Raw genomic sequence first — 14,159 nt, 5'->3', positions numbered from 1 at the left:
GCAGGTGCCAACTCGCGACCTACGATACTTACCACGCGCAGGATTCTGTTTGCACCGGCTGCGCCGTCAATTTTCGACCGCGACGTAGCCGCGCTTGCGTTTGCGCAGCATCGCCTCTTGCTCCTTCTTCTTGCGTTTTGCCCGCTGAGTATCGGTCTCGAACTGGAGCGTGGGTACAGATTTTTCAGCTCGCGACAAGCGCCGCTCAATGATTTCTTTCACCGTCTCCCACGAAGCCTCGGCCAGTGGGTAGATGTTTATGACCACGCCATCGCGTTTTTGCCGGATTGTGTCGCCGAAGCTGAGGCCGGTCAGGTCAAGGATGTCGCTCAATTGCCGCGCGGCCTTCTTCGACACGTCACGCCGCACAGATATTTTGAACAGCTCCTGAATCTTGCTGGCGTTGCGCTGGCAGACCTCGGCGAAGCGGCCAAGCGTTTCCTGCGACACACGTACATCGGGCTTGATGGACGTCTCTTCGTCCGCGATGCCCGCAGCCGACAGCAATTCGTGCAGCAGCAATTTCTTGGTCGGCTCGTGCGACCGGTCCGTCACCATGTATTGAGCGTCGGATTCGGCCCGTGCCTTCGCCTCCAGATGAACAAGCGGCGTCAGATAGATCTGCATGAGCTTCACTTTGTCCCGGTACGCACCACGATCATCCAGCGCAACCAGCTCAGGCGTGATGTCAGTGCGATAGAACGTCTCGATTTCGTACCTGCGCATGGACAGGTCATCGTCCTTGCCGATCACCATCCCAACAGATTTACGTTCGCTGAGTACACGATATCGGTCGTGATCGATCTGAGACGCAGCGCATAGCGCCGCATTGCGCCGTGCCTCGACAGCGATCTTTGCCGCGTCCATCTTCTCCTTGCCCGCCAAGACGCCACTTCCGGGAGTGGGCTTCACTGTTTCGACCTGCCAGCCATTACGGGTACGCAGTTCGACCAGATTTTTCCGCAACAGGTTCTTCGATGCCCGCGAAACCGACACCACGTTTGCGTACACACTCAGGTAGGTTTCATCTACTTCCGGTGTGCCATCATGCGCTATCCGCAGCAGTGCATCGCTCAAAGTGCCGTTGTCCTCTGCTTCCTGCCGGATCACGTTCGGGTCCGTCTCGAAGCCGAACTGCTGTGGCGACACCCAGACCCGGATCGACTTCGGGTGCCGTACACGCGCAATCTGCTGGTCGATATCGAAATGGGTGTTGACCCGAGCCTCGAAGAACCCGAACACGTTATCAATCAACTGTGCGTTGTCCCGGAACGTAATGTCGATGCCCGTTCCCATAGTAGGCGATGCGATCACCACGTCATAATTCAGGAACTCCGACTTCACGCCGTTGATGAACTGCATCACGTCCGGATCGCTAACCGTATCCGACGTGACCAGCAGGACTCGCCGTGAGTCGCCACATTCACGGCGCAGCAGTTCGTCTAGTACTTCGGCCTTGTGCTTCGAGTTGGTCGTGACGAAGTGTCTTCCGCCAGCCTTCACGGTCTGGACCATTTCCTCAGTCAGTTGGCCGTCGTCCTCGTAGAAGTAGACCGGGCAACGGCTCTCCTTGTACGTATTCAGGTAGAAGCGATACGGCGTGTCCGCGCCGACCGACTGGAAGGCTGCATCGACCGTAATTTGGCCGAGGTCTGCGTCTGACATGATGACCGACTTCGCCGAGCGCAGGTAATGGAACAGCTTGAGCGCACATTCCCGACGTTTGCCTCGCATGGTATCGCCGGTCAGGTGCGAGAACACCTGCTCGGACTCGTCGATGATCACCATGTCGTACTGGCGATGCCGTGGGTTCAGCAACTTGCCAACACTGTCTAGGCAGACTGCGTAGTGGGTGTCGGGCTGCTCGTTGCGCAGCTTTCCGCCTTCCCTGTAGTAGTAGCACGTCAGTCCGAGACGTTCGGCCATGCTACTGATCAGTGTCCGTCGATGGCCGAAGAGCACGACAGATTTGCCCTCGTCCTTGCAGCGCTGCACGACCTTTGCGATCCACTCCGTCTTGCCGGACCCTTTCGGGCTGCGCAGGAACGTCACGCCATCTCGCGGCTGCGTATCGAGGTGATCCAGATACTTCGTGCCGAACGTGAAGTGACTACGATCAGCCTCTGCGATTGCAGCGAAGCCATCCGGCGCGTCGTACGCCACAACGGTCGAGATTTCCTCGCACGGGGTCTCGCCAGATCCCTTCGGCCCGCGCACGAATACCATGCTGTCGTTCGGAGCGTCGTCGGGCGCATCGCCGTCCAGATTGGCCGGATTTTCCCAATATTCTTTCTCGGCGACGATGCCCTCGACCTGATAGAAGTCGATCTGCGTGGAATGTCGCTTCATGCCCGGCGGCCAGAACGTCGCATTGCATTTCCGGCAGTGAACGCCAGCGACGTCGTATTGGCTGCGCACGACAAACGCACTCGCTCGGTTATCAACATGCACCGGACAATGGACCGGCGTGTAGTGCGGCAGATCAGCGACCGGCATTTCCCGACCGCTCTTGAGCTTCACCTGCTGGTCGACCGCGAGCGAAACGTCTGAGCGCCGCGTAGCCGGGCTACGGCTCACAGCAATACCATCGGCATTGCGCTTTGAGTCCGCCAACTTCTCTTCACGCCCGAGGATCAGAATTTCTTCCAGTGCCTCGTCGCTCATAACCTTGTCGAATACGTTGGGGTTCGAGTCCTTCGACCCAAAGAACAGGTGGCAGGCGTCCTTGCACGCGCCGTCGCCGCCGAGCTTACGGATGATGCCCGTGTAAGCCGTCCGCATTTCGGCTACGTCCGTGATGATGCGAGACAACCGAAAGCCAATGCGTGCCCGATGATGTTCTTCGATGTGGCTCGGCGTCGTATAGACGATGCAAGCGTTCGCCATAACGAAAGGGTCGCCCAGAATCTCTTCCAAACGCCAGCCGTTGTCGATATCCACTGCCAGAAGATTCGTACCGACAAAATTTTTTTCGCTTCGTCGTCCGTTATGCTGCGCGCAAAAGGCATGCCCCTGATTCACGTGCTCGGCCAGTTCTTCGGGCGTCAGTTCGACGTTTTCGAAACCAGTTGCGGCGATGTTCCAAAGCGGAGAATTTTTGTCTTCGATTTTATTGATGATGTGCCGGTTCACGGCAATCTTGACCTTTTGTGCCATTGTATTCCTTGTCATGTTTGACGGAATCGTGGCGTGACGATTCCGCTTCGCTGGTTATGGTCGAGTTACCAGTTCGACCGTCGCGAAGGTCAGCAGGTGGCCGTCCATTTCATTGGTAACGGCGCGAAGCGGTGACGACCGCCCTGCTGGCTTGCGACACGTCTATTTATTGGTTATGCCGCAAGCGATTGCATTACGTTAGAGTCGCCGTCATTCGCCGACTGATCGCGCGGAGCCACCGTCACAAGGCTCCAAACAGGGCCATCGTGCTCGGACTGAAGCGATTCGTCAGGCACGTCAGCAGACATGGACTGAAATTCGCAGCCGTCGTAATCACCTCCAGCCTTTTCGACCATTTTTTTGATGATGCAACGCCAATGCGCCATGTGAGGAAGGGTCGTGTTTCCAATGCGGAAGAAATCGATGCGCCACAAGGGAACCCCAATGAACTTCATCACATTCACGTCGATGTAGCCGTTGGAAACGAGCTTCTTTGTGAAAAGGTCCGCCGCCTTTTTCGACTTGAAATACGTGACATGGCGAATCTTGCGCAATCGATCCGGAATATCTCCCGCTTCCTTCGCGTGGTTAAGCATCGACACGACCGTTGCAAGTTCGACCGCATCGTGAGAATTTTTCAGATATGCGTGCTCTTCCGGCAATACGACGGTCTTTGCGCTCTCGCTATCGATCTGACCAAACCACTTAACTTCGAAATCTTCATTTTTCATCTTCACTTCTCCTTAAAGCTATATAGTCATGCTTAAGATATGGAACTTATGAGTTCCACAACCAATCGTCTATTCACTATCTCGATGCGAAGTAGCGGCTCTACAGGATCGATGCTGCAACGACCAGCACTTGCCGCCCGCTAGAGGATTATTTCTGCGTTACGCGGTGAGAAACCATGAAGCGCCCCAGGAAATTCCACCCGTCATACTCTCCGCCGAATTCCGTAAATTTTCCGTGGATCGCCTGGCACGACTCCACCAACTCATGGAAAGAATCGGGTGCGTTTTCCAAGAAACATACGAGCCAACCGCCATCCGGGTACTGCGCGGTGAAGATCTCGCCGCAACCGTTTTCGGTGAGCCATTCCTCGAACGATTCATCAACCTCCTTAGACCAAATGGATCCAGAATGCGAGATCAGACGCTGTTCCTTCGGCTTCGCACGGCGCTCACGCATCTCTGCAATCACCCCTGATACGCCCTCAGCGTCTTCACTCGAAAGCTTGCTCTGCAGTTCGTTGAGCCACATCCAGCAATCCGGATCGCGAACAAGTTCAGGCTCAACACAGTTACGGAGAATCGGTTCAATGGTCTTATTCATGCAATCACCTTTGATTTTTTTGTTTATATAAATCGGTGTACTAATTAAAGTGCTTGATGTACGCCGTCTGTTTACGTCTTCTAGTCGTGGTTTAGCTGAGGTTCGAGGCGATAGCGTTGGTAGCAGCGTCCGAACCGCCGCGAGTTACATCGAGTGCGGCCACGTTCTCAGCGGTCATCTCCGCGCCACTGCTCGAAATCGAAGGTGCGTGTCCGTCCATGGGCGCATCGTTCGAAGCAGCGTCCGCGACGTTCGAAGCCGGCGCCTCAACGGCGCCGGAACCGCCCGACGATCTGGACTTGCTCTTCGCTGCTGCCTTTGCTGCCTTCGCTTCCTTCATTGCCGCGTCCTTTGCGTCTTCCTTCGCGATCCAATCCGGATTCAGATAACGAGGATCACCCATGCGACCCTTACCCGTCTTACCGATCAGCCATCCGGGCAGGGTCCCCCTGCCGGAGTGCGTCTCTTTGGTTTCCGGATTCCAATATTTGTGGATGACAGTAACGGCCGGTTTGGCTGCTGCGAAAGCCGCGCGCACCTGTTCCAACGTAATCCCGTGCGTAGTCATGCGTTCGACGATCTCGGGAAGAGCTTGATTGCACGCTTGCTGACGCATACCTTCACGACGCTCCGCGAGTGCGTCCATGCGTTGTTTGAGCGCGGCGGTTTCGGCTTCGTAGCGCGCAAGTTCCGCGTCAATTTGCTGGTAGCCAATGCTTACGAACTGCGAAGCTGCTTCGATTGCGGTGGGCGTTGCCACGATTTCGTTCCGGTTCATCTCGTTCTCCTTGTATCGGTTAGTGAACGAGATGAATGATGAAGGAACGTCCATCTGCTTTTGGGGAATCGCTTGTAGCCATACGATTCCTTGACAAGCATCCGATTTCGATGTAGAAAATCGCTTGAATCGAAAAAGCCCGGAGACATGCGGATAATCCGGGCTTCGGCTGCGATCCTGCTGCGACCTTCTACGTTTTCATGTTGGACGGAAACGTTCCGCGAATCGTGCCTTCGATGCAGGCCGCGTAGAAGTCATTCAGGTTGGTCAACGTTCGCGTGTAATTCTTTATCTCATCGGCAGAACGTTTGCCCTGTTCGAATAGCTGTTGATTCAGCTCGCCATGGATGCGCCAGTTTAGACCGAGCATGGACCGTGCTTCCGGATCGTCAACGACCTGCTGGATGAATTTCTCAGCCATAGCCTTCGTAGAAACACCTTCCGGCCTCATGTCGGTTAGAAACTTATAGGCCAGCGAAGCTCGTCGGACCAGCTTCAAGACATCTTCCCGCGACTTCCCCTTGATCTGACCGATTTCGTACTTTGGTCCATCGCCAAGGATATCGGGGTTTTCTTCCACGAAGTCAGCCAACACCTCCAGAAGCTGCTCCTTCCTGAGCCCCTTTGGAATTTTAACCAACGCAGCATGGTCCGATTTCTGGAGGCGTGACCAGAGCGCTACACCGCTTTTTTCCGCTTCAGGAAGAGCAAATAGAGGATTTGTGGCAAGACTATAAAGCAGCCTCAAGCTTTCTGGATCGTCCTCGGGCGACACATGAATGTCGCCCCAGTCTTCGTATAGTTCCGCGATTCGCACATGCTTCGCCTCAAGCACCGAACACATTTCGGCGTCGCCGCTTCGCTTGGCGTCGCAATACGCCTTGAAATCTGCGTTCTTGCGAAAGCAGATCGTCCATTCATACATCATGAACTGATGAATTGCTTTCTTCGACGTCGAATCCGAATCAGGCTCTTTATCGTCCAGATCGATCTGGTCAATCCAATCGAGCGGGTCAATCTCGCTTAAATGCATGGTTCACGCTTCCGGTCGCGGGTGCAGACCGGAAATGATAAGCGAACGTCAGATCAGACGCACACATCACTTCCTCTTCGAAACGCCTCCGTCCACTGCGTACCTATGGCGATAAATACTTGAACGCGCGAACAACAAACCCCGGTCGCGAAGTGGAGACAGTATGAACGAACATCAGCAGCAACGAGCTGACGAGGCTTACCACGAACGATGGATGACGCGATATGGATTCGTGCCACCAGCCGATCCGGAACACCCGATTACGAAGAAATTCTGGGAACTCGAAGAAGCATGGCACGAATGGCACACAGCATTCGCGTGGAGGCAATTGCAGAAGGCCGTTGCAGAAAGAGATGCGGCGTTCGCGGAGCAAGACTAACCGACTGTGAGTGGGGTGATGGGCTCAAGTAACCACGCGTCAGTGCACTAGGGTTTCCCGATCCGAGGAGGAACCCGCTTCCTAAGCTCATTTACCTTCGACTCGTGGAGGTAGACCGTCTCAACGATATGCTCGGCGATATCGACAAGCGTAATTACGTCTTTCGTCGTGGGTCTAAAGTCTCGATGAATCGCGGCGTGGCCTGCTTCAAGGATTGCCTCTATCCGCTCGCGCTGAATCCGGGAAACATACCCGAGCCTCTCGAACTCCGCGATATTCTTAAGAAAACTGCCTTTGTCGCCAGCCTTCGAGATCATCACTTTTTCGACAAGGGATCGGACGCCCATAGCCGCTAGACTCCGAAGATTGTTGTGGATGGCAACGTAAATTTCCTTGAGCAACTCGTCAACGAACCCGTCTTCGGCGGGCAATTCAATCCACAACTGTTCCATCCATTTCGGACGCGGACGAAAAATAGCGGGAGGAAAATAATTGACCGCGGACTCGGGCTCTTCGGAGAACCATGAGGTATGCCGAAGTTTAATATTTTCGCAACCCAGACACTTAAGTGTCTCGTATGTGTCGCTACCCGAGACGTTGTGGTCGTCATCGCTCCATGACGTCGTTTCGGAGTGTACGACTTCATGATTTCGATTGCCCCCGCATGTATTGCAGTGCGCTTTTGTTGTTCCCATGCCTCGCCCTCGGAGCGCCGTTTAAACAAGCGATTGTGACACAGCTCTCGAGCGCTAATCGAAGGAATTGGTCCTCGTGAACGGCCTGCTCATATACCGTTTGTGACGGACCGCTTTTGGCCGAACGGGGGCGAATCGCCGATGTTCGAACGGTATCTGCACATCCATAGTACAGCCCAAGACAAACATTCAGCGACGCATCCTTTCTTTCGTTCAGATCGTCCGAGCAACCGGCCCGTCTGATCACCGGCACCTACTCGCCGACCATCCGACTCGTGAGTGTTCTTCGATGGCGAACTGTAGAACCCAAGCCTCTTACGCCGCGAATCGTATGCGACCGTGCTTCCATTGCTGGTCTTTTCTTCGAAGCCGATGATGCGACCCATCTCGTCACGCACAGGTTTCGTGACCATGAAAATTTCCCTTGTAGTGAAATTGCAAGGAAATGCTATCTAGCCTACAAGGGATGGGCGCAGAAATTTGCGGCCGAGGACGTGCCGGTGACAACACCCTACAAAGAAACACTGAATACTAGAGGACGTGTGTTTGCGTCGATACCGACTATGATCGCAGACAGCCGTCAGATAGACGGTCTGCAAAAGGCGCAGATTTTCCGTTGAGCCTTCTCTCGTCGCCAGAAGATGAGATCAAGATTGTGCCGACGCCAGTCGATTCCTTCGCTTAGTTTGAGCGCAAATCGCTGAAACTCAGCGCTGTCTTCAGGCCGGAGCTTATAGATCCGCTCCCACTTCGGCAACTCGACGGGTTGCACACATCCGCACTTTGCGGCGGCTTTTAAACAATCGGTAACGTGCTGATCAAGGGGGACTTCGAAAAGATGCTCCATCTGATCGAGCTTGTACGCATCTATTAGTGCGCGATTACGCGCAGCATCGGCCAAAAATAGGTTAACGAATTTTCGCGCGTATCCCCAGCCATAGTGCCCAGTTTCGCTATTAGTTGCGTCAACAATGAATTTATTCCGATGAAAAAAGGCTTTTCTGACCCGGGCCGTTTGTTCGTCTAACCATAGTCCAAATTCATCGGGGTCGTTGGTGAATCGCGTCAGTTCCTTCAGCGAAATCTCGCGGAGTTGCATACGGATGGCCTTTTGCTCATCAGCACCAGGGTTAAGTCCCAACGCTGACGATGGACTAATGACCGTTTCCGCAAGCCTTTGACGCATCCTGTCCGGCAGCTCGTACACAGATTTTCCTTGTTCGCACTTAGGCGGAGATCACCGGCACTGAATGTTACACAGGCACCCTGAGCATCTGCGACCTCGTTCGCAGGGCTTCCATGTTGATCTGCACTTACCTGCAATTCGGCGTTGCGCAACGAGGGCGATGGCCGATCAAAATCGTAGTCAGATGTCGGAATCTCGATTGGACATCTGATCGAACGCAAGAATAGTCACTACCCCATCACTCCACGCAACACTTTGTGTTGCAGTGAAGCGGCCTGCTAGGCCGGCTTCACTTGGTAAAACGTATTGTCACACGCAACGGGGAGCCGTCCGGTGGCTGACGAGCGTCACCTGCCGTTAAGTTGTATTCTCCGTCCGGCGCTTCTACATACATTGCTTCGCCATCCTCTGGAATCAAGCTAGAGTACTCGTGACCCACGCCGGTCGGAAGACTCACTCGATTGTCATAGTCCCACAACTCTTTACTCTCTAATGCGACTTGCCAGTGACCGTTCACAAGCGCTCGACCGATGAAGGTGATCGATGCGCCATTCCAAAGCTTACGCCGATGGCCAAGAATGAGTTCGATGGAGTGCGACCCGCTATCTGCGATACGACTCTGACTGGGCGACGAGTTGATCGCGGCGGCGCTAACATTGAGCGGGATAGGGTCGTTTGTCAACGGCTGTGGGCCGCCGTCAACTTGTCCGGGACTGTCGGGTACGACGTGAAAAGTCGGCGACATGCTCATAGGTTGTTGTGTAATGGTGAACGATGGGATCTTCACCTGTGCATTGTTCACAAAGACGTTCTGACTCTGCTGTTGTAGGACATCTCCCGTTTTCGCGATTGCGGTTGCGTTCGACACAGCGCGCTGTGAGGGTCCGGACTTCCCGCGCGAAGAGTACATAAGGTTGAGTATGTAGCGCGCCATTTCAGAACGGCAGTCCTGGGTGGACTTTATAACCGCAGGTAGATCTGCACGTGACGGCCCTCGGTAGGCGGAACCACTAGTGTTCAGCGAACCCGATGCGTCAGCGCTTCCCAAGCCCCAGCGCTTCAATAGGCCGGGCAAGGCAGCTTTAGCTTGCAGCTTCAGTTCGCCCCGCACATCGTCTCCGTCGAATCTGACGTCGCCACAGATTTTCTGACTGGCGTCCGCAGCTAATGTTATGGCGCTGTGGTCATCTGCATCAGTCGTTGCCTGCACATTCGCTGCGTTCGCGTAGAAGGTTGAGATTGCCAACATGGCACCAACGAGCATGGCAACGGGCACTTGGTTCACTGAATCTTCCTCCTGATTGTAGAAATAAAGGTATTCGTCAGCGAGGCTTCTAGACTGTGCCGCCAACGGCGCTCCGAGCACGGGAGGAATCGCGGAATCGGCGAAGGCTCGATCGGTGCGAAAAGACAGGACGCCGGATATCGGTGCCCTAACGATTAAGTTGTTTGCCGCTGACTGCCCGACATTCTGGTTCACCGGCGTGCCGTATGCGAAGCACATCGAATCTATGGCAAAGAAGCCAATGCATAGAACTGAATATTGTAGTTTTGTAAGCATCGACAAGGAAGCTAACGTGGAAATCAACGGTCTGTCAGTAATAATCAACCGCATCGCTGCTTCAGCGATTCTACCGTTTCGGCGCAAAAGTTTGCCTTGAATCCGACTTACCGAAAGCACCCAGAACGGGACGCGGAAATGTGCCGACGATAGCGGATTGATATCTCACTACCCGTGCGCCCGTCTAATCGAGCGTGAACGCCCTCTGGTCGAAATCGGACGACTCGCTTAGGTAGTCGTCCAGCACGAGGAACGCACTTCCCAACTCGTTGAGATTTAAGAGCAGACAATACCTCTCAACCTCGCCATCCGACGATATCGGCACGATCTCTTCGTCGGGTGATTGATACCAATGGTCGAATGGTTGCGTGTAGAGAGCGTCGCCATCCGGGTCACGACACAGATAGCACTGGTTCATCCATTCGTTTACAGCTTCCTGCCGATGCAGCTCACGATCAAGGAAACATTCGGCCCACGGTAAGAGGTGAGCTAAGACGGCTTCGATACCCATGCCCGTTCCGTAAACCATTGGCCATGTTTCGGATTCTTCTTCACAGGAAATTGTAAGCTGGAACCGCGGTAACGACTTGTTAACCCAATCGTCAAAACTTACGCGCACTTCGTATCCCTCATCAACTCTCTCAATCCATCGACGGTCGATACGCAGCCCATTTAACTTTCTGACATACGGTTCGGGTTGAGTCAACGCTCCGAACGCACGGAATGTTCGCTCAACTTCGGAGAAGACGTGCGACTTTGGAACGAGAATTTTCCAGTTTTTCCCCGTACTTTCCGCTGTGGTTTCTGAGATGATTTGCCAATACATCTGCTTCGACTCAGGATCGTAGAGAACGATCACAACGGGCATCGAGTGCTCCGTCCAGTACGTGACATGCTTATCATCCGTTCTGAAAACGTAGCCGTCCTCTGTCTCTTCATCAAAGAAACTCTTGCCCGACTTTATCTGAAGGGCGACTATCTTCCCGGTCGGACCGTCCTTCTCGACAATCTCGACGTGCGCGTCAATGCCATAGTCGTGTGTTATCTGCTCTCTAAACAGCCAGCCATTCGTAGAAAAAAAGTAATCGAGCGCTGCCACTCCTAGTCTGTCGATCTGTGCTTTCATCGAGAACTTACCTGATGTGAACTTGCAGTGTCACGGTGCTTCGTGTTAGTCCTGAGCGGGTTGCGACATCCTGACCTTAAACTCCATCAGGTTATCAAGCAGTGCGCCGATGCTTGCTGCGTGAACCGCCGTGCCTTGCTCGCCTTCGGGAACCTCACGGTGCAACACCTCGGGATTGTCGAGATCCGGTCGAATCATCCGAACAGCATCGCTACGAGAAATCATCGTGAAACATCGCTCGTTGACGTTCGGCGCCAGTTTTAGTCTGCTTGCGATGTGTTGGTCCGCTGCCTTCGTGTTGGCTCCCATGCTGATCAGATGTGCTCGCAGCCTCTCGACAAAAAGCGGCTTGTCGATATAGCCGCCGGGATACATCGCGATTCGAACGATGAGCCGCTTGATATGCTGGCTCAACCGCGCTCGCACATCGTACAGCTCGTCGCCTTCCAGTTCGCTGATCCGTTGTAGCAAGTCGTCAATCGATGCTCGAACAGCCGTCACGTCAACTGTCGCATTCGCGCGGACATCATATTTCTGTCGTGTCTCTTCCAGTTCGGCATTGATCGTCGTCCGCTCCTGTTCCAGTTTGTCCATATGCGCCAGCAACTGCGGGAACTTTGATCCGCCCGATTCAATGGCTTCGAGAATGTTCGCTTGTTTCAGTTGATTGTCAGCATTCGATGATTCGAGTACCGCTATCCGCGCACTCAGCGCAGCAAGTTCAGACTTGACCGTATCGCGAGTCTGGAGAAACGAATCGAAATCGAACCCCTTGCAGTACGTCAGAACACTACGTTCGAACTGCGGGTATTCCCACGCCACGTAGTGGCAACCCTTTCCCGCTTTCGCTCGCGCACAGACCAGCAACTTTGCACGCGGCCCGCTATGCCCCTTGTTCACATACACCATCGATCCATTGCAGTAACCGCAGCGAAGAACTCCCGAGAACAGATTCGAGAGCGTTTGGCCCTTCCGTCCGGCACTATTCGTCCGGCGCGACTGACGCGCTGTCTTCGCAAGAACGTAATCTTCGTCCGAGACGATTCGCGGAAAGTAGTCTAGAGCCGGATCGCCCTCGGGAACACGCTTGCCATTGACGAGCGTATGAGGCTGAAATTCGCCAAGGACTGCCCGGTTATCGAGGATCTTTTTGATGTACGACGCGTGCCACTGGTTTGCTGAACGCGTCCCGAGCGTGGGAATCTCTTGCTGGTTCAGTCGCCGCGCGATGGTTTCCGAGCCGATGCCGTCTCTCGACCACTCGAACATGCGCTGAACAAGCTCCACGCGATCCGGTATGAGCGAGTAGGCCGTCCTATCCTCATTCAGTTTCAGCCACGCCGGGGCCATTTCGGTCAGCTTCGTGTCACCGATCCTGCCACGCTTCGCCTTCCAGGCCTCCTTTAATCGCCGACTTTTGGTTAGCGATTCTTCATGCGCGCGGGACATCACAACAATCGAGATGATCAATTCCGTGAATTGCTCGTTTATCTTTTCCTTGCTGTACTCCCTGCCGTCCGCCAGCGTTACAAGACGGATTCCGCGATTGATGATCGACATGAAAATCTCAAGCGCATCGGTGACCTTCGCTCGCGAAAGCCGGTCGAGCGACTCGACAAGCAAATACGATCCCGGTTCGACAGCACCTGAATCGATCGCCCGGAGAAACGCACCGAGTTCGCCGGTTCTGATGTTCGACTTGTCGAAAGCCGATACCCCGAGATCACGGTACGTCAGGTTTTCATCAAGGGTCAGCCCATGAGCCTCGGCGTACTTCTGCGAGAGTTCAGTTTGCCGCCGGAATGAGTCGCCGGATTGTTGTTCTGGCGTCGAAAAGCGGATGTATGAATACGCCTTTGGCGTCGGGGTAGCAGGCACGGCACGGCTGGCAGAAACGGGGGAGGTCTAATCTATCACAAGGTCATATGCTATAGCCGCCTGATAGGGTCTAATTAGCCCATTGGGTTTATTTGGCCCTACGTCCTTGCTGGTCGGGCCACCTGGTGCGGGCAAATCGATGCTCGCCGCTCGCCTGCCAGGCCTGCTTCCGCCCATGACCGACGACGAAGCGCTCAGCTCGGCAGCTTTGCTGTCCGCCAGCCGGACCGGATTTACGCCCTCACAATGGCGGCAACGGCCGTTTCGCGCGCCGCATCATTCGTCGAGCGCGGCGGCGCTGGTCGGCGGGCGCAATCCACCGCAACCCGGCGAGATCACCCTGGCGCATCTGGGTGTCTTGTTTCTGGACGAGCTACCGGAATTTGACCGCCATGTACTGGAAACCCTGCGCGAGCCCCTCGAAGCCGGTCGCATCACAATCTCGCGCGCTGCCTTGCAAGCGGATTTTCCGGCCGCCTGCCAGTTGATCGCCGCAATGAACCCGTGCCCATGCGGCTGGCGCGGCGACCCTAACGGCCGCTGCCGCTGCACGCCCGAGATCGCGGCGCGCTATCTGCGCAAGCTGTCCGGACCGCTTCTCGACCGGATCGACATCCAGATCGAGATTCCTGCGCTCACGCCGGCGGAGTTGTCGGCACGTGCCACCGCCACAGGTGAATCCAGCGCGACGATCGCACTGCGGGTGAATGCCGCTCGCGAGCGGCAACTGGCCCGGCAAGGCAAAACCAATCGGGAACTGGGCGGACGGGAAGTGGACGAGGTTTGCCGCCTCGACTCAGCCGGTGAAGCTTTGCTGCGCCAAGCCAGTGAGCGCTTCGGCTGGTCGGCCCGTGCTTACTACAGAGTCCTGAAGGTGGCGCGAACCATCGCCGATCTGGCCGGCTCCACCATGCCGAGCGCGGCGCAGATCGGCGAAGCCATTCAATATCGGCGCGTGATGACCACGACTTGACACGACCGGGCAGTGTAAGGCGGCCGCAGCCGTTCCGCCCGATCGCCATGGAACCACGCCCC

The 14,159-nt window shown here is 55.1% G+C and carries 11 protein-coding genes and 1 pseudogene; 2 read left to right on the top strand and 10 right to left on the bottom strand.

The genetic code is table 11. From position 1 onward, the window contains the following. Nucleotides 1-66: 66 nt before the first annotated feature. From KHO23_RS00405 to KHO23_RS00385, 5 genes are all read right to left on the bottom strand, one after another. On the bottom strand, nucleotides 67-3,156 hold the full coding sequence (locus KHO23_RS00405; RefSeq protein WP_211608629.1) for a plasmid replication protein, CyRepA1 family: 3,090 nt from the start codon (nucleotides 3,154-3,156) through the stop codon (nucleotides 67-69). 173 nt (nucleotides 3,157-3,329) lie between these two features. Continuing rightward, the gene (locus KHO23_RS00400; RefSeq protein ID WP_211608628.1) at nucleotides 3,330-3,887 is read right to left on the bottom strand and encodes a ribonuclease E inhibitor RraB; all 558 of its coding nucleotides are present in this window, start codon (nucleotides 3,885-3,887) and stop codon (nucleotides 3,330-3,332) included. A gap of 148 nt (nucleotides 3,888-4,035) precedes the next feature. Continuing rightward, the gene (locus KHO23_RS00395; protein WP_211608627.1) at nucleotides 4,036-4,488 is read right to left on the bottom strand and encodes a ribonuclease E inhibitor RraB; all 453 of its coding nucleotides are present in this window, start codon (nucleotides 4,486-4,488) and stop codon (nucleotides 4,036-4,038) included. Between the two features lie 91 nt (nucleotides 4,489-4,579). Next, the gene (locus tag KHO23_RS00390) at nucleotides 4,580-5,266 is read right to left on the bottom strand and encodes an H-NS histone family protein (RefSeq protein ID WP_211608626.1); all 687 of its coding nucleotides are present in this window, start codon (nucleotides 5,264-5,266) and stop codon (nucleotides 4,580-4,582) included. A 190-nt stretch (nucleotides 5,267-5,456) separates the two neighbouring features. Continuing rightward, complete coding sequence (locus KHO23_RS00385) at nucleotides 5,457-6,299, bottom strand: hypothetical protein (RefSeq protein ID WP_211608625.1); 843 nt, start codon at nucleotides 6,297-6,299, stop codon at nucleotides 5,457-5,459. 163 nt (nucleotides 6,300-6,462) lie between these two features. Between KHO23_RS00385 and KHO23_RS00380 the strand changes: the two genes are divergently transcribed. Further along, entirely contained in the window at nucleotides 6,463-6,678 is a 216-nt protein-coding gene (locus tag KHO23_RS00380) for a hypothetical protein (protein WP_211608624.1), read from the top strand. Nucleotides 6,679-6,725: 47 nt separating this feature from the next. Here KHO23_RS00380 and KHO23_RS00375 read toward each other — a convergent pair whose 3' ends face one another. The 5 genes from KHO23_RS00375 to KHO23_RS00355 form a co-directional block, all read right to left on the bottom strand. Further along, nucleotides 6,726-7,130, bottom strand: coding sequence for a DUF4145 domain-containing protein (locus KHO23_RS00375; protein ID WP_211608623.1), 405 nt, complete (start codon nucleotides 7,128-7,130; stop codon nucleotides 6,726-6,728). Nucleotides 7,131-7,953: 823 nt separating this feature from the next. Then, entirely contained in the window at nucleotides 7,954-8,580 is a 627-nt protein-coding gene (locus KHO23_RS00370; RefSeq protein ID WP_211608622.1) for a hypothetical protein, read from the bottom strand. A gap of 268 nt (nucleotides 8,581-8,848) precedes the next feature. Next, nucleotides 8,849-10,174 carry a hypothetical protein gene (locus KHO23_RS00365; RefSeq protein WP_211608621.1) on the bottom strand — a complete coding sequence of 442 codons (1,326 nt, stop codon included), beginning with the start codon at nucleotides 10,172-10,174 and terminating at the stop codon, nucleotides 8,849-8,851. A gap of 130 nt (nucleotides 10,175-10,304) precedes the next feature. Continuing rightward, nucleotides 10,305-11,246, bottom strand: a complete 942-nt coding sequence (locus KHO23_RS00360; protein WP_211608620.1) for a DUF4365 domain-containing protein — start codon at nucleotides 11,244-11,246, stop codon at nucleotides 10,305-10,307. A 45-nt stretch (nucleotides 11,247-11,291) separates the two neighbouring features. Further along, entirely contained in the window at nucleotides 11,292-13,124 is a 1,833-nt protein-coding gene (locus tag KHO23_RS00355) for a recombinase family protein (protein ID WP_211608619.1), read from the bottom strand. A gap of 106 nt (nucleotides 13,125-13,230) precedes the next feature. Between KHO23_RS00355 and KHO23_RS00350 the strand changes: the two are divergent. Continuing rightward, nucleotides 13,231-14,097 (top strand): annotated as a pseudogene (locus KHO23_RS00350) (YifB family Mg chelatase-like AAA ATPase); the annotation flags it as partial. Nucleotides 14,098-14,159 lie beyond the last annotated feature (62 nt).

It is taken from the genome of Paraburkholderia haematera, assembly GCF_905220975.1.
Classification (GTDB): domain Bacteria; phylum Pseudomonadota; class Gammaproteobacteria; order Burkholderiales; family Burkholderiaceae; genus Paraburkholderia; species Paraburkholderia haematera.
Note: the sequence above shows the minus strand (reverse complement) of the source record. Positions and strands in the feature narration are given on the sequence as shown.